Raw genomic sequence first — 17600 nt, forward strand, 5'->3', positions numbered from 1 at the left:
AATCACTCAATTAATAAAAATTTATGGCGTTTAAGTTTTATATGAAGCATATATTAACTCTTTTTGTAAGTGTATTAGTGATTGTTTCTTGTAAAAAGGACAATCAATTAGAAAATGAGATTGCGAGTATAAATATTGATGTTACAGTGGATCGTTTTGATAGATTCTTTGCAGAAACTACCATAAATGATTTTTCGAAAATAAAACAAGCTTTCCCTTTTATGTTTTCTGAAAAAGATACAGATTCATCTTGGGCTGAAATAAAAAGAGATACTTTTCAACTACAATTACTTGACGAAGTAAATAAAGTGTTTACTAGTTTTGAGAAAACGGAAAAAGAAATTGAATCACTTTTTAATCATTTAAAATATTATTTTCCAGAGTTTAGACCTCCACGTATAATAACCACTACCAATTTTGTGCGTTACAGGAATCGCGTTGTTGTTACTGATACAATTTCGGTTATAGCTTTAGATTCTTATTTGGGGAGTAATCACGAATTTTACGGAGGTATTCAAAAATACATTGTTGCAAACTTAAGAAAAGAGCAAATAGTTGTTGATTTAGCAAAAAAGTATGCTGAAAAATATATCCATCAGGAAGCTAAGAAAACACTTCTTGATGAAATGGTGTTTTTTGGAAAGCAACTTTACTTTAAGGATGTGGTAATTCCGTTTGTTGAAGATGAAGAGCGTATTGGGTATACCACAAAACAGTTAGATTGGGCTCGAGCTAATGAAAGTTATATATGGCGTTATTTTGTAGAGCGTGAGTTATTATATAGTACTGATTCAAAACTACCAAGTAGATTTATAAATCCAGCCCCTTTTTCTAAGTTTTATTTAGAAGAAATTGATAGTGAGTCACCAGGGCAATTAGGTCAATATATAGGTTGGCAAATAGTAAGAGCTTATATGAATAATAATGACGTTTCTTTAAAAGAAATGTTAATAAAAAGTCCAGAAGAAATTTTTAATAAATCGAAGTTTAAACCACGAAAATAATGGCAGAAAATAGAACCTCAAAAATTGAATTGAATGTTGAACTTGATGCGAATCGAATTCCAGAAAAGCTACATTGGACAGCAGAAGATGGTGGTATTACAAACGAAGAGGCAAAAGCCATAATGCTTGCGGTTTGGGATGCTAAAACTAAAGAAACTTTGCGAATAGATTTGTGGACTAAAGATATGCCAGTAGATGAAATGAAACAATTTTTTCATCAAACATTAGTAGCCATGAGTGATACATTTAATAGAGCCACGCAGGACGAAAAAATGACAGCTACTATGAAAGATTTTTGCGATTACTTTGCCGAAAAACTAGAGTTAAAGAAGTAAGGCATTTTAGTTTTAGCACTAAAAAATTTAAATTAGCTTCTAGGAATATACCTTATTTATTAAATAAAAATCTGCCAAAACTAAGGCAGCCATGGCTTCAACAATAGGCACTGCTCGAGGTACAACACATGGGTCGTGTCTTCCTTTGCCTTGCATTTCAACCGTATTTCCCTCTTTATCGATAGTTTCATACTTCTGAATAAGTGTTGCAACAGGTTTAAAGGCTACGTTAAAATAGATATCCATACCATTACTTATACCTCCTTGTACTCCTCCTGAAAAATTAGTTTTTGTTGTACCATCACTATTAAAAGCATCATTGTGGTCACTACCATACATCGTGCTTCCATGAAAACCGCTACCATATTCAAATCCTTTTACAGCATTAATAGAAAGCATGGCTTTACCTAATTCGGCATGTAATTTATCGAAAACAGGTTCGCCTAAACCTACAGGCACATTTTTTATAACACAGCTAACAATACCACCTACAGTATCACCTTTACTACGCACTTCTTTTATATAAGATTCCATATTAGCTGCAACATCTTGGTCTGGACATCTCACAATATTTGATTCTACTTTGGTAAGATCAAGTTCTGTATAAAATTTATCTAATTTTATGGTTCCAACACTAGATACATAAGCAGTAATTTCAATGCCTTTTAGCATTTGTTTTGCTATAGCACCAGCAACAACACGGCAAGCAGTTTCACGTGCAGAACTACGTCCGCCACCACGATAATCTCTTACACCATATTTTTTATCATAAGTATAGTCGGCATGACTTGGTCTGTAACTATCTTTTATATGAGAGTAATCGTGAGATTTCTGGTTGGTATTCTCAATTACAAAGCCAATAGATGTTCCAGTGGTTACCCCTTCAAAAATACCTGAATAAAATTTTACTGTATCTGGTTCTTTTCGTTGTGTTACAATAGCTGACTGACCAGGTTTTCTTCTGTTTAACTCATTTTGAATAGCATCTAAATCTAATGCAATTCCAGATGGGCAACCATCAATCACGCCCCCTAAAGCAGGTCCATGTGACTCGCCATAAGTAGTTAAATTAAATAGTTTTCCGAAGGAATTTCCAGCCATAATTTCAATTTTTGGCTAAAATAAAGGTTTTTTAGAAAATAGCACCCAAAACAAAGTGCTTTAAAAGCTATTACCTTAAAGAAACTTTATAGTACATAAGTTATTAATATATTAATTTTCATTATATTCTATTTTCTAAGAAACCTAAAAATATAAAAAATGAGATGGATAAAATTGCTTACTGTAATTTTCCTTGCTAAGTTTAAAAGTAAGATTAAAACCTCTGATACTTTTATTTTAAATTTTAGAGTTTGGATTACAGATATTGATGTTTCTGTAATGAACCACGCGGCAATTATGACTGTTTTTGAAATGGGTAGAGCAGAATTTATGGTTCGCTCTAATTTTTTTAAAATTGCCACAAAAAACAAATGGTTTTTTCCTAATCAGGCTATTAGTGTTCAATTTTACAGACCTTTAAAAATGTTTCAAAAAGCTAAAGTTTATACCAAGGTATCTTACGTTGATGATACTTTTTTTTACTTTGAACAAAAAATAATGAGAAATGGTAAACCAATGGCTGCCTGTTTAGCAAATGGTATGGTAAAAAGTGGCAGAGATACAGTCCCAACATCAGAAATAATTAAAGCTTTAGATTTTGAAGAAGTTCCGCGAACAAATTTTGAATTAATTACTGCTTTTAAAGACAAAAACAAGCATATGACAGAGAGAATAATTGATAATTGGGAGGTATAGTTAAAAATTAAGTTATACAATTTAGAACTTTTTATCAATATTCTATTTTTTTAGAATAGGTTTTATAAATACTCCTTATGAAAGTAACAATAACATCCATAGAATTAAAAAACCCTTTTAAGTTTTTTGTTTTGTCAACCATTTCCTTAAAAATTGTTAAACAATTGAAATTGACGAACTGCAGAAAACTAAAAAATACAGGTTTTTGGACAAAACATTATACCATGACACTTTGGAATAACTTAGAAGACATGAAAGCTTTTGCTAATAGTGGAGCACATTTAAACGCTATGAAAAGAAGTAAAGAAATTTCGAAAGAAATTAGAACAATTACTATTGATGCTACCGAGTTACCCAAATGGAATGAAGCTAAACAATTACTTAATAATGGTAAGGTTATAAGATTTTAAATTAAGGCCTCCTTTAAAATACTAATTGGGTGTTTTGCTATTCTCTGTGTGCCATCTTTTATTTGATGTCTACAACTAGTCCCGTTGGCGGAGATAATAAAATCATTTGAAGCTTTTCTAACAGCTGGAAATAAAGTCTGCTCTCCTATTTGCATACTTACTTCATAATGTTCCTTTTCGTAACCAAAACTTCCTGCCATACCACAACAACCACTTGGGATAATTGTTACTTTATAATTTTTAGGAAGATTTAAAACCGAAAAGCTTGATAGTTGATTACTCATTGCTTTTTGATGACAATGTCCATGGAATTTAATAATTTTTTCTTGTAGGGTAAACTGTTCTGAATTTATATTACCTAACTTAATTTCTTGTTGTATAAACTCTTCAATTAAAAATGTATGATTCGCTATACTTTCTGCAGAAGCTTTGTCGTCTGCTAATTTCAAATATTCATCTTTAAACGTTAATATAGCAGAAGGCTCAATACCAATTAATGGTGTTTCATTCGAGATCAAACTCTTTAACTCAGTTATATTAGTATTAGCCAATCTTTTTGCTTGCTCCAATAACCCTTTAGAAATATAAGAGCGTCCACTCTCTAACTGATGCATTGGAATTACTTTATAATTTAAAGCTTCTAACAAAACTATTGCATCAATGGCTATGTCTGATTCTAAATAATTTATGAATTCATCAACATATAGATATACTGTTTTAATTGGGGCTAAAAGGGTTTCTTTTCGTTTTCCTACATATTTAAATTTAAAAGATTTTGCAACCTTGGGCATACTTCTTTTCTGATGAATATTCAGAGCTTTTTTTACTAAAAAAGAAGTCACCGTATTTTGAAGCAAAAAATTATGGATTTTTGGTGTTTTAGAAAACAACTTGTTAAATTGAGTTAATTTGGCAAATATTTTGTCTTTAAACTCAACCCCATTTTCTTTTTGATATTGATACTGAAATTCAGCCTTTAAACTTGCAATATCTACACTACTTGGGCACTCACTAGCGCATGCTTTACAGCTTAAACATAAATCGAAAACATCCTTTAATTCATCATGATTAAACTTATTTACTTTATCTGAATTGGTTAAAAATTCTCGCAAAGCATTAGCGCGAGCACGTGTACTATCTTTTTCATTTCTTGTAGCTCGATAACTTGGACACATGGTTCCTCCAAATTCAGGTAATTTTCTACAGTCACCAGAACCATTGCATTTTTCAGCTTCTCTTAAAATTCCTTGTGATTTGGAAAAATCTAGAATCGTTTCAATTTTCGGTTCTACCCTATCGACTTGATAACGTAAAGATTCATCCATGGATAGGGCATCAACAATTTTTCCAGGGTTGAAAATATTATCAGCATCAAATGTGTTTTTTATACGTTTTAATATTTGATAATTTTCTTCACCAATCATAATTGTTATGAACTCCGAACGCACAATACCATCTCCATGTTCGCCACTCATAGAACCTTTATATTTTTTTACTAAATGCGCTATGTCTGTTGTTATTCTTCTAAACAAATCAACATCTTCAGCTTTTTTTAAATTTAAAATGGGTCTTAAATGAATTTCACCAGCACCAGCATGAGCATAATAAATAGCATCTTGCTTATACGACTTCATTAATGCTGTAAACTCAGAAATATAATTAGATAAATCTGGCAAAGCAACTGCTGTATCTTCTATACATGCAACACCTTTTTTATCGCCAATAATATTACCTAATAACCCTAAACCAGCACTACGTAAATCCATGGCTTTATTAATATCAGCTCCCATTAACTTTGGGTAGGCATAACTTAATGCAGATTTTTTTATGTCTTGCAAAAGATTTTCGGCAAGGGTTTCAACCGCTTCTAGCGTATCCGCTTTTACCTCGCACATCAAGATTGCCTTAGGATCTCCAACTATAAACTGGCGGTTTTCCTCTTGAGTTTTATTGTGTTTTGTACAGTCTAAAATGGTTTTATCCATCATCTCACAGGTGTACAAATTATGTTTCATCACTATTTCAACAGAACTCATGCAGCTTTCAATACTTTCAAAATGAACCGCTACCATAATAGATTTTGGTGGAGGTAACCTATCTAGCTTTAAAGTGATTTGGGTTGTAAAAGCCAGTGTTCCTTCGCTACCTGAAAGAAGTTTGCACATATTGAAAGGCTCTTGCGAATGGGATAATATATCAGAATTAATTAATTCATCAATTGCGTAACCAGTATTTCTTCTATGTATACTTGGTTTTGGAAAGTTTTCTATTATTTGCTTCTGATTTTTTTCAGAATTCAATTCATTATAAATAGTTTTATAAATAGTGCCCTCTAAAGAATTTTGATTCATTTTGTCTTTATAGGCTACAGAAGTTAATTCACCAAAAACAACTTCACTACCATCACTTAAAATGGTATGCATTTCTAACACTTTATCCCTTGTAACACCATATTGAATGGATGTTGTCCCAGAGGAATTATTACCAACCATACCCCCTATCATACATCTATTAGACGTAGATGTGTTTGGGCCAAAAAATAAACCATAGGGTTTTAGATAGTTATTCAATGCATCTCGTACAACACCTGGCTGTATTGTAACTGTTTGTTCGACCTCGTTTATTTCTATAATTTTTGTAAAATACTTTGATACATCAACTATAATACCTTTACCAACACATTGCCCCGCTAAAGAAGTGCCTGCAGTCCTTGGAATTAGTGATGTTTTATGGGTTTTGGCAAATTGAATAAGATGCTTTAAATCATCACTGTTTTTTGGATATGCCACAGCTAAAGGTAATATTCTATAAACTGACGCATCTGTAGCATATAACGATTTTATTAGATTATCATAAAATAACTCACCTGAAAGTATTTTACTTAATCCCTGTAAATGTGATGATAAGCTCATTTAAAAATTAAAATGTTGATAAATGTAAAAAGAAGTTAAATATAAATACATTTTTGGCGTTATTTTTGTAAATGTAATCTGAATTATAAAAAGTGACGTATTTATAGACTAAGTGTCTAAATTTAAAACAAACAAAAATTTAACTTTATGAAAAAATTATTTTTATTATCAATTGCATTAATTGGATTTTCATTTACTTCAAATGCTCAGGCTATAGCCGACAATGCATTAGGTTTACGTTTAGGAGATAGTGATGGTTTTGGAGCCGAAATCTCTTACCAACGTGCTTTAGGTGACAATAATCGATTAGAAATTGATTTAGGTTGGCGCGATGGCAAAAATTATGATGGTTTTAAAATTGCTGGTTTATACCAATGGGTATTTCCTTTAGATCAAGGTTTTAACTGGTATGTAGGAGCTGGTGGTGGATTAGGGTCTTATGACGTTAATGTTCCGAATGTAGGAAGTAATAGTGAAACCTTTTTCTTTGCCGCAGGTGATATTGGTATTGAGTACGATTTTGATATTCCGTTACTTATATCTTTAGATTTTAGACCTGAGATTGGTTTTGGAGATTTTAATGATGATTTAGATTTCGATATTGCTCTAGGGCTTAGATATCAATTCTAATTATAAAATGTATATTAAATAAAAAAAGCACCCAATGGGTGCTTTTTTTATTTAATATACTGCTTCTTATAGCACCAAACACTTTGTTAAGGTGTCTTCATAAATAGCTTCATATTGTGGTACAATAGCATGTAAGTCAAATTTTAGAGACTCACTTCTAGCGTTCTCTTTAAATGTTTTTAAGCGTGTATCATCGCTCAAAATGTGCAAAGCATTTGTAGTCATATCGTCAATATCTCCAACATCGCTTAAGTATCCAGAAACGCCTTGTTTATTTACTTCTGGAATACCCCCTGTATTACTTGAAATAACTGGAACTCCAGATGCCATGGCCTCTAAAGCGGCTAATCCAAAACTTTCAGTTTGAGATGGCAATAAAAACAAATCGCTAAAACAAAGAATTTTATCAATTTCATTGCTTCTTCCAAAAAAGATAACCTTATCTAAAATACCTAATTCTTGACATTGCAACTCTATGTTTTCCTTCTCTGGGCCTTCTCCAATAAACATGAGTTTAGCGGGGATTTCTTTTTGAATATTATAAAAGACACTTATAACATCTTGCACGCGTTTTACTGGCCGCAAATTACTAATATGCGTAATAATTTTTTCGCTATCATTCGCCATCATTCCACGCTGGCAGTCTGTAAAATTGTGATTATATTTTTCTAAATCGATAAAATTTGGAACAACATGGATCTCATTCTTTATATCGAATAAACGCAAGGTGTCTTCTTTTAAACTACTGGATACAGCGGTTACAGCATCGGATTTATTAATACTAAATGTTACCGCTGGTTTATAAAAAGGATGGCTCCCTACTAATGTAATATCTGTTCCGTGCAACGTGGTAACTATTGGCACATAAATACCTTCTTCCTGGAGCATTTTTTTTGCCATATATGCTGCATAGGCATGTGGAATAGCGTAGTGTACATGAAGAATTTCTATTTTATGTAATTTAACCATATCTACCAATTTACTTGATAGCGCTAATTCGTATGGTTGGTAATGAAATAGTGGGTACTCTGGCACATTAACTTCGTGATAATGCACATTATTACTTAGCAACTCTAGTCTTACTGGTTGATTATATGTGATAAAATGTATTTCATGACCACGTTTTGACAACTCTATTCCTAGTTCTGTAGCAACAACACCGCTTCCACCAAAAGTGGGATAACAAACAATTCCTATTTTCATTTAATACGTTTTAAGTGTCTTAAGTTAAAAATGTATAAAGTTTTTTTTTAACTTTTAATACTCTTAACTTAAAATTTAAGTACTTTATTCTTCTATCGCTTCGTAAATTAAGCGTTGTATTTCGGTTCTAATATTTTCTCTTAAAAGCAAGTTCTTTCCAGCCTTTGGATATGTTCTATTGGCTAGAAATACATAAACAATTTCTTCTTCGGGGTCTGCCCAAGCATAGGTTCCAGTAAATCCAGAATGTCCAAAACTTGTCATAGAAATACAACCACAAGTGGGACCAGTATCACCTAGCTGGGGTTTATCGAAACCAACACCTCTCCTATTGTCTTTTTCACAATAATAACAGGTATTAAATTTATTCATGGTTTCCGTTTTAAAATAACGTTTCCCTCCATAAAACCCTTTTTGCAAAAACATCTGCATAATTTTTGCTACATCATTTGCATTACTAAATACTCCAGCATGTCCACCTATTCCATCTTGCATAGCTGCCCCCATATCATGCACATAACCATGTACCTCTTGGTGTCTATAATAATCGTCAACTTCAGTTGGTATTATTTTTTTACTACTTATTTTATGGTATGGATTGTACATGGTATTATTTGCGCCTAACGACTCATAAAAATGGTTCTGTACTAATTCTTCTAACGTTCTGTCGTAATGATGCTCTATAAATTTCTTTAATATGTAATATGGGAAATCACTATATCTATATCTAAGTCTATCAAGAAGCTCGGACTCTTTAATGATTTCTTGAATAGAATCTTGATAATCTGACCTTAAGAATAAGTTTTTAGTAACTTCAATATTGAATCTATTACTTCGCTCATTTCTATAATAATCACTACTAGGTTTCTTTGTAATTGAATCTAACGTTCTATAATAAAAAGGCTCCCATGGTCGCAATCTCGCATAATGCGAAAGCATTTGTTTTACAGTAATATTCTCTTTATTTGAGCCTTTGTATTCAGGCAATAATTCGGATAATTTACTGTTTAATGACACAATTCCTTGTTCTTCTAATTCCATTAAAAGCGGCAATGTTGCTAATATTTTTGTTAAAGATGCCACATCATAAATGTCGTCGCTCGCAACTTTCTCTTTTCCTTTGTAGGTGTGTTTGCCAAAATTTTTATTATAAATAACTTTTCCCTTTCTAGCCACCAATAACTGGATTCCAGGTGTCATTTTTCTTTTTACAGCAACATTTGCAATAGAGTCTATTCGCTTTAATTTTTTCGAACTCATACCAACTTGTTCTGGTAACCCATAACTTAAACGGTTTATGGCATTGTTTTCAATACCATCGCCAATATTGAAAAATTGCCCTGCGGAAACAGGTAATTTACCTTTAGATGGAATAGCTCCAAATATAAGTTGCGCAGATTTTTTCTGAGCAATCTCACTATTTTGATAACTAACAATTACACTTTCAATATTTACTAAATTTTCTAAATCTATTAAGGCATAAGGCTTAACGAAAATATCCAAAACAACTTTGTGTGTTTCGGCTATTTTATCAATCCAAGTCAATTCTTCTTTAGTGAATTTATAACCTTCCCAAGGGCTTTCATTTGAACGATGCAAACCAATTACAACTGTATTATACGGTTGCAGTTTCTTAGTCAATTCAATGAAGTTGCTAGAATTTATTTGATGTACTTTGGCATACTTTTTTAGCTCATTAAAAAATACCGAACCACTATCGTTACCAAGTTTTACATAGGCTATAGATTTTGTTTCTAATTGACGGAATGGTACTAGTTCATTTTTGTTTTTTACAATGGTAATGGCATTTTCAATGAGATTTTCATAAAGTAAATCATCTTGATGTCTGTTTAAATCTTCTACTAAATTATAAAGTCCTATAGGTGCGTAATTGTTTAGCCCCACCTTGTACTTTGCTTGAAGAATTTTTTTAACTGAATGCTCTAAGCGAGAGGCCTTTATATCTCCTTTTTCAATAGCATTCATTATTTTTGAAACGCCAACACCTACATCTACAGACATTAGCATAACATCATTTCCTGCCTTAAAAGCAGCCAAATCTATTTCTCCAGTTTCACTAAAATCTGCAGCACCTTTCATTGTCAAGGCATCAGTAAATATAAGCCCTTGAAACCCAAGTTTTTCTTTTAAAATATCTGTAACTATATGCTTTGATAAAGATGAAGGATAGCCATCTCTTGACTCTAAACTAGGAACATTTAAATGCGCCACCATAACACTAGAAAGTCCTTCTTTAATCAATTGTTTATAAGGATAAAGCTCTATAGAATCGATACGCTTTTTATTAAAATTTATTGTTGGTAATGTATGATGCGAGTCTTGTTCGGTATCTCCATGTCCAGGGAAATGTTTAGCGTTAGCTAATACGCCAGCGCTTTGCATACCTTTCATGAATGCCGAAGCTTTTTCAGTAACATTATCTCTATCTTCTCCAAAGGATCGATTACCTATAATTGGATTCTTCGGATTTGTATTAATATCTACTACAGGAGCAAAATTGAAATGAACTCCTAATCTTTTACAATGTTCACCAATATGTTTTCCAGTTCTCTCAACAAGTTTATTGTCTTTTATAGCTCCTAAGGTCATATTCCAAGGGAAGGCATAGGTTGAGTCTAAACGCATGTTTAAACCCCATTCGGCATCCATTCCAATAAGCAATGGTATTTTGGAGAGATGCTGTACTTCATTATTTAATGTCGCTTGACGCACAGGGCCACCGTTTGAATAAATAATCCCTCCTATATGGTGTTCTCGAATTAATTTAATTAATGCGTTTTTAGATTTCACATCTTGATTAGACATAACTTGAACCATATAGAGCTGTCCTACTCTTTCTTTCATTGTCATTGATGCATAGACACTATCGACCCATTTATGCTGCGATTCTTTATCGCTTGTTAAAAGCGGATTAGAATTACTTTGACTAAAAACAGAAAGGAATGTCGTAAAAACGAAACTTAATAAAAAAAATGGGCGCATAAAATAAATTCATTATGTATTAGTATACTCCTGTAACACTAATAATCATGCCAAAATAATACTTTTCAAAAGAAGATAGAAAGACTTTAAGATAGTTTTATAAAGAAGCTTATAAACAATATTTTGATACTAATAAAGACTATTCAAGTAAATCGATATGTCTGTCATGATAACCTAATAAATATAATACCCCATCAAGCCCGATACTTGATATAGAACTTTGTGCATTATCTTTTACTGTTGGTTTTGCATGAAAAGCAATGCCTAAACCTGCTAAATTAAGCATTGGAAGATCATTAGCTCCATCGCCAACTGCTATAGTTTGGCTTATATCTATACCTTCCTTTTTTGCAATTTCTTGAAGATACTCTGCTTTTTTATTACCATCAACAATCTCACCAATGTAACCTCCTGTTAATACACCGTCTTTAATTTCTAATTGATTGGCGTACACATAATCCATACCTAGCTCTTTTTGTAAATAGTGTCCAAAATAAGTAAAACCACCAGATAGTATGGCTGTTTTAAATCCGTAACTTTTTAAAGTATCAATAAGTCGTCTAGCTCCTTTTGTTATAGGTAGATTAATTGCTACATTATGCAATACATCTTCACTAAGCCCTTTAAGGAGTTTCATTCGTCTTTTAAAACTTTCATTAAAATCTATTTCTCCTTGCATTGCCGACTCAGTAATTGCTTTTACCTCGTCACCAACACCAGCTAATTCAGCCAATTCATCAATAACCTCTGTTTGTATGAGTGTCGAGTCCATATCAAAACAAACTAAGCGTCTGTTTCTTCTAAAAATATTATCTTCTTGAAATGCAATATCAACATCTAAATCATGTGAAATTTGCATAAATTTTTCAGTAAACTCAGCTTTATTTTTAATTTTACCTCTTATAGATAATTGTATAGAAGCTCTAGGATATTCCTCCTCTTTAACAAGCGACAAACGTCCTGTAAGTCTTTTAATAGAATCAATATTCATATTTCTATCTGAAATTACTTTAGTAACCTCAGATATCTGCTCAGCAGCTAGCTTCTCTCCTAAAATAGTTATTATATAGCGATCTTTCCCTTGAAGTCCAACCCAATCTTCATAGTCTTCAAGCGAAATAGGTGTAAACTTAGCTTTGATACCTAATTCATAAGATTTAAAAAGCAAATCTTTTAATACGGCTGCAGATTTCTTACCCTTAGGGATTTCAAACAATATACCCAAAGATAAAGTGTCATGTATATTCGCTTGTCCAATATCCAAAACTTTTGCTCCATATTCGGCTAAAACACCTGTTAAATTTGAAGTTAATCCTGGTTTATCCTGTCCAGATATATTTAATAGGAAAATATCGTTCGCCATAATTGCACTTTTACTTTTTGCAAGGTGTAAAAATCATTATTCTATTTGAGATATGAAAATTTTTTTTGAGGATACTTTTAAAATTACAAGTTCCCTATTTAACGAATCTACTGTGCCAACTTTCGCTTGCTGGTACTTCCCAGTTTTCTTTAAATTCAGCAATATTATTCACTAAATTGTTAAAGACAATGGTTTTTTTAGAAATGGCTTTATCTTTTGCCATTTTTCTGAAATCTGTAAGCGATTTATACGCAATATAGTCTCCTTGTTTATAAGACACATTCATTTTATCCATTAAATCTACATTGTATTCTTTTTCTAATTGCTGAATAAAATGAACGGATGCATCAATAGAACAACCTGTTGCATTGTTCAGATTTTGATTCAACCCAATAATTATAAATCGCTTATATTCAATTGAATATCCTGATTGCAAATCGCTTCCATGAGCGGTCCAATTTTCAATAAATATATTTAGTTTCGATTTAATTTCTTCAAGTTCTTGTTCAGAAAATGAGCGATTGGCTTGATATATCCAAACGCGGGATTCATCGGGTAATGTATTGAAATCTACTAACATGATTTTGATTTACGAATTACGAGTAACGATTTTTAATTGCTGAATTTTATAAATCTTGAGCATTAGCAATAAGCTCTGCAATGTCCATAACAGCAACATCACTTTCTTTTTCTTTAGCTTTAACACCATCTGTCATCATGGTATTACAAAATGGGCAACCAGCAGCGATTATTTCAGGCTTTACATTTAAAGCTTGTTCTGTACGTTCTACATTAACGTCCTTATCTCCCTTTTCAGGCTCTTTAAACATTTGAGCACCACCAGCACCACAGCATAAGCCATTACGTCGGCAATTTTTCATTTCAACTAATTCAGCTTCTAATTTCTGAATTAACTCTCTTGGAGCTTCATAAACGTTATTTGCGCGTCCTAAATAACAAGGGTCGTGAAAAGTAATGCGTTTGCCTTTAAATTGACCTCCTTCAATTGATAAACGCCCTTCATCAAGTAGCGTTTTTAAAAATTGGGTGTGATGCATCACTTCATAATTACCTCCAAGTCCTGGATATTCGTTTTTTATAGTGTTAAAACAATGCGGACAAGCAGTAACTATTTTTTTTACTTCATAAGCATTAAGTACTTCAATATTAGTAACTGCCTGCATTTGGAATAAAAATTCATTACCCGATCGTTTTGCAGGATCACCTGTACAGCTTTCTTCTGTACCCAAAACAGCAAATTCTACCTGTGCTTTGTTTAATAATTTAACAAAAGCCTTGGTTATCTTTTTTGCTCTATCATCAAAACTACCTGCACATCCAACCCAAAATAAAACTTCTGGTTGTTTGCCTTGAGCCATAAATTCTGCCATGGTTGGCACTTTCAGTAATTCGCTCATTATATCGAGTTTATTCGTTTTTCCAATTTAATCTGTCCATTTGGTTATAAGGCCATGGTGCACCATTATTTTCAATATTGGTCATCATGTTATTTAATTCTGATGGAGCAGCGGATTGTTCCATAACTAAATAACGACGCATTTCTAAAATGATTGATAATGGGTCAATACTTACTGGGCATGCCTCAACACATGCATTACAAGATGTACAAGCCCACAGTTCTTCTCTTGAAATATAATTGTCTAATAATTGTTTTCCGTCTTCTTTAAATACACCTTTATTCGCATCAATATTCTTTCCTACTTCTTCCAAACGGTCTCTGGTGTCCATCATTATTTTTCGTGGCGATAATTTTTTCCCTGTTTGATTAGCTGGACACTCACTGGTACAACGTCCGCATTCTGTGCAGGTATAGGAATTAAGTAATTGTACCCAATTTAAATCTTGCACATCACTTGCTCCAAATTTAGCTGGAACCTCTTCTTCTACACCTTCTGCTGGTGCAGCGAATGGATCAACGTTTGGATCCATCATCATTTTAACCTCGTTGGTTACAGCTTCAAGATTATTAAATTGCCCCTTAGGTTTTAAACTTCCATAATAGGTGTTTGGAAACGCCAGCAGTATGTGCAAATGCTTAGAGAAATATAAATAATTTAAAAATATTAAAATACCTATAATGTGCAACCACCATGCACTTCTTTCAATTACATACAGACTTGTTTCCGAAACCCCATTAAAAAGCGCTACTAAATATTGACTGACAATATTTCCAGAATTCATGGCTTGAAAATGAACATCTGTAGCATTCATAACCAGAAATAGTGTCATTAGCACCATTTCAAAATATAAAATGAAGTTACCATCATTCTTTGGCCAACTGGTCATTTCGCTTTTCCAGAAACGTGCCAGTTTTATAATATTTCTTCTAATCCAAAAAATAGTTACCGATATGAATACTAAACATGCAAGAATTTCAAAGGCACCAATTAAAAAACCATATAAGGATACTGGTAATACTTTTAAACCGATTCTGTGTGTTCCAAAAAGGCCATCAATAATAATTTCTAAAACTTCAATATTAATTATTATAAAGCCCACATAAACAATAACGTGTAAAACCCCTGCAACAGGACGACGCACCATTTTACTTTGACCCAGCGCAATCATTGCCATGTTTTTCCAACGCTGCGGTTTGTTATCGCTAACATCGACATCTTGTCCTAACTTAATGTTTCGAATAAGTTTTTTTACGTTCCTTGCAAAATATCCAACTCCAAAAATTAGAACTATTGCAAAAAGTATATTAGGTAAATATCCCATAAACACTAGTTAGATTCTTCTTCGCTATATGGAATCTCTTTTTTAGAAAGAATTCTAAAATAGCGTTTTGGATGTAATTTAATATCGCGTAGCAGTTCTTCCATTTCTTTAGATACACCTTTTAAATTAGTGTACAAGGCATCATCTTTAAGTAACTTACCCATTGAGCCCTCACCTTTCTCTAAGTTTTTCAGAATTTTATCGAAATTTTGAAGTGATGATTCTAGGTTATTAATTGTTTTATCTAGGTTACTTTTAGAAATTGAATTTGTGATTTTAGACAAATTTGAAGTAAGCGCATTGGCATTGGTTAATACACTATCAATATTCGCTTGATTTCCTTTAATTACTTGATTTAAGGAAGTTGAAGTGCTTTTAAAAGATTGTATTGTTTCATTTAAACCTGAAATACTTGATTTTAGATTCGACTTTGTTTGTTCATCAAAAACATCATTTAAATTAACAAGAAGAGAATCTGCACCCACCATCATCTTTTCAATTTTTTCTTGCAATGGTGTTAGCCTCTGGTTTACAAGCTCGGTTAATCCTGCTTTTACAGAACCTTCTAGAGTTGAACCGCTAGTTGCATTTTCTGCTTTATCTAATGCTGGAATAATTGCAATAGCTTTTCCTCCAATAAGTCCAGCTTCGTATAATTCGGCTTTACTATTCTTTGAAAACTGAAAATCATTATCGACAAGAAGTTTAACTGATAATTTTCCTGAACCATCATTCTTAAAACTAATATCGATTACTTTACCAACTTTGTTTCCACTAATAGTAACAGGTGACGAAATTGTCAACCCTTCTACATTATCATAGCTAGTGTAGAAAGTACGAGATGAATCTAATAAATTTTGTCCTTTTAAATAATTGAATCCGAAAATGAAAAGGATAATTCCTGTAATTACAAGAATGGAGGTTTTAACTTCTTTTGATAACTTCAAAATAAAATATCTTTTAGATAGACAAATTTAAGATAAATTTAAAAAGAATGAATTTAATTCGCAGTTGTTTTTAAAGCCTCTGTTAAAGGTATTTTCTTTCCATTCTTAAATGCCACAATAAAACTGCTTGAATATCCTTTCTTTTTAGCCTTTTCTTCTAAAACTTTCGTTTCATCATAGCTAGAAGTTTCTCCGTAAAAATATTTATACAAACTACCTTCTTTAAGCCTCGATATCTCACCTAAGCCTTTGAAATTATACGGTTTTAAATCTAAGGCTTTAGAACTTGCTGCAATTTGAATTTTGAATTTTACTGAATCTTCTTTTTTTGCAATAACTTGAGTGCTTTCTCTTGGAGTATTATCAATATCTAAATGACTAAAACCTAAATTTAAGCTTTCTAAATATTTTACAGTCGCCTTAAATAAAGATTTGGTCATCACATCCTTACCCTTCTTAGAATTTAAAAAATCTTCTTCTTTCTTGTGCGTAAGAAAACCAAGTTCAACTAAAACACTCGGCATATAGGTATAGGCTAAAACATAAAATATATTTTGTTTAACCCCTCTGCTTCGTCTCTTTGCTGTTACTTGAAACTCTTTTTCTATATAACTGGCAAACCGAATACTCTGATCCAAATAATCTTCCTGTGCTAACGTAAGCCCTATAAGAGATTCTGGTGAATTAGGATTAAAATTTTTATATGTTGATTTATAATCATCCTCTAAAAAAATTACAGAGTTCTCTCGTTTAGCAACTTCAAGATTCTGTTTGTTCTTAGTTGTTCCAAGAACATACGTCTCAGATCCATAAGCTGTTCCTTTCTTACCTGGCTGTGCATTACAATGGATTGATATAAATAAATCTACATCTTTATCGTTTGCAACTTTCGCTCTTCCATTTAATGTTGGAAAAACATCTTTACTTCGAGTATAAACAATTTCTATATTAGACAAGTTCTGTTTTAGCATTTTTCCCAATGCCAATGAAACATCCAAGGCAATATCCTTCTCGGTAGTCTTGTATCTACCTGTCCCTGGTGTTCCTGAATCCCTACCACCATGACCAGGGTCTATCATGATAACAAAACTATCAGAATTAGTTTGCGCATTTCCATTTTGCGCTGTACAAAACGTTAATACTATTATAAAGAATACGAAAAGTAAACTAGTACTCGTTTTCATATGGTAAATGTTATTTTAATTCGTTTAATCTTTTTGTTATCTGTCAAATAATTTTTATTCTGGCATAATA

The 17600-nt window shown here is 32.3% G+C and carries 15 protein-coding genes; 5 read left to right on the forward strand and 10 right to left on the reverse strand.

Annotated features, from left to right (window positions below; all coding sequences use genetic code 11):
• The first annotated feature begins 41 nt into the window (after positions 1–41).
• A complete protein-coding gene (gldB, locus tag Q0739_RS07130) occupies positions 42–1004 on the forward strand; it encodes a gliding motility lipoprotein GldB (protein ID WP_298238024.1) in 963 nt (320 codons plus the stop codon).
• Positions 1004–1339: a gliding motility protein GldC gene (gene gldC / locus Q0739_RS07135; RefSeq protein WP_298238025.1), complete on the forward strand. Its 336-nt coding sequence runs from the start codon at positions 1004–1006 to the stop codon at positions 1337–1339. Before gldB ends, gldC begins: the two co-directional genes overlap by 1 nt.
• Before the next feature lie 39 nt (positions 1340–1378).
• Here the strand turns inward: gldC and aroC are convergent, their stop codons facing one another.
• Positions 1379–2440 carry a chorismate synthase gene (gene aroC / locus Q0739_RS07140; protein WP_298238026.1) on the reverse strand — a complete coding sequence of 354 codons (1062 nt, stop codon included), beginning with the start codon at positions 2438–2440 and terminating at the stop codon, positions 1379–1381.
• Between the two features lie 159 nt (positions 2441–2599).
• On the opposite strand from aroC, the gene Q0739_RS07145 reads away from it, so the two are divergent.
• Both Q0739_RS07145 and Q0739_RS07150 read left to right on the forward strand, forming a co-directional pair.
• Positions 2600–3136 (forward strand): acyl-CoA thioesterase, encoded by a 537-nt coding sequence (locus Q0739_RS07145; protein ID WP_298238027.1) that lies wholly within the window; start codon positions 2600–2602, stop codon positions 3134–3136.
• A gap of 77 nt (positions 3137–3213) precedes the next feature.
• Positions 3214–3546 (forward strand): DUF3291 domain-containing protein, encoded by a 333-nt coding sequence (locus Q0739_RS07150; RefSeq protein WP_298238028.1) that lies wholly within the window; start codon positions 3214–3216, stop codon positions 3544–3546.
• Here Q0739_RS07150 and Q0739_RS07155 read toward each other — a convergent pair.
• Entirely contained in the window at positions 3543–6458 is a 2916-nt protein-coding gene (locus Q0739_RS07155) for an FAD-binding and (Fe-S)-binding domain-containing protein (RefSeq protein ID WP_298238029.1), read from the reverse strand. The genes Q0739_RS07150 and Q0739_RS07155 overlap by 4 nt on opposite strands.
• A gap of 147 nt (positions 6459–6605) precedes the next feature.
• On the opposite strand from Q0739_RS07155, the gene Q0739_RS07160 reads away from it, so the two are divergent.
• Positions 6606–7088: a hypothetical protein gene (locus Q0739_RS07160; protein ID WP_298238030.1), complete on the forward strand. Its 483-nt coding sequence runs from the start codon at positions 6606–6608 to the stop codon at positions 7086–7088.
• A 66-nt stretch (positions 7089–7154) separates the two neighbouring features.
• On the opposite strand, the gene bshA is transcribed toward Q0739_RS07160, so the two are convergent.
• From bshA to Q0739_RS07200, 8 genes are all read right to left on the reverse strand, one after another.
• Positions 7155–8291: an N-acetyl-alpha-D-glucosaminyl L-malate synthase BshA gene (gene bshA, locus Q0739_RS07165; RefSeq protein WP_298238031.1), complete on the reverse strand. Its 1137-nt coding sequence runs from the start codon at positions 8289–8291 to the stop codon at positions 7155–7157.
• Between the two features lie 84 nt (positions 8292–8375).
• Positions 8376–11294, reverse strand: a complete 2919-nt coding sequence (locus Q0739_RS07170; protein WP_298238032.1) for a glycoside hydrolase family 3 N-terminal domain-containing protein — start codon at positions 11292–11294, stop codon at positions 8376–8378.
• Positions 11295–11433: 139 nt separating this feature from the next.
• Positions 11434–12657: a phosphoserine phosphatase SerB gene (serB, locus tag Q0739_RS07175; protein ID WP_298238033.1), complete on the reverse strand. Its 1224-nt coding sequence runs from the start codon at positions 12655–12657 to the stop codon at positions 11434–11436.
• A 94-nt stretch (positions 12658–12751) separates the two neighbouring features.
• Positions 12752–13237 (reverse strand): ABC transporter ATPase, encoded by a 486-nt coding sequence (locus Q0739_RS07180; protein WP_298238034.1) that lies wholly within the window; start codon positions 13235–13237, stop codon positions 12752–12754.
• 46 nt (positions 13238–13283) lie between these two features.
• Complete coding sequence (locus Q0739_RS07185) at positions 13284–14075, reverse strand: (Fe-S)-binding protein (RefSeq protein ID WP_298238035.1); 792 nt, start codon at positions 14073–14075, stop codon at positions 13284–13286.
• A 10-nt stretch (positions 14076–14085) separates the two neighbouring features.
• A complete protein-coding gene (locus Q0739_RS07190; RefSeq protein WP_298238036.1) occupies positions 14086–15399 on the reverse strand; it encodes a (Fe-S)-binding protein in 1314 nt (437 codons plus the stop codon).
• 5 nt (positions 15400–15404) lie between these two features.
• The gene (locus Q0739_RS07195) at positions 15405–16346 is read right to left on the reverse strand and encodes an MlaD family protein (RefSeq protein WP_298238037.1); all 942 of its coding nucleotides are present in this window, start codon (positions 16344–16346) and stop codon (positions 15405–15407) included.
• Positions 16347–16399: 53 nt separating this feature from the next.
• Positions 16400–17530, reverse strand: coding sequence for an N-acetylmuramoyl-L-alanine amidase (locus tag Q0739_RS07200; RefSeq protein ID WP_298238038.1), 1131 nt, complete (start codon positions 17528–17530; stop codon positions 16400–16402).
• Between the last annotated feature and the right edge of the window lie 70 nt (positions 17531–17600).

It is taken from the genome of uncultured Algibacter sp., from assembly GCF_947487605.1.
Lineage (GTDB): Bacteria > Bacteroidota > Bacteroidia > Flavobacteriales > Flavobacteriaceae > Algibacter_D.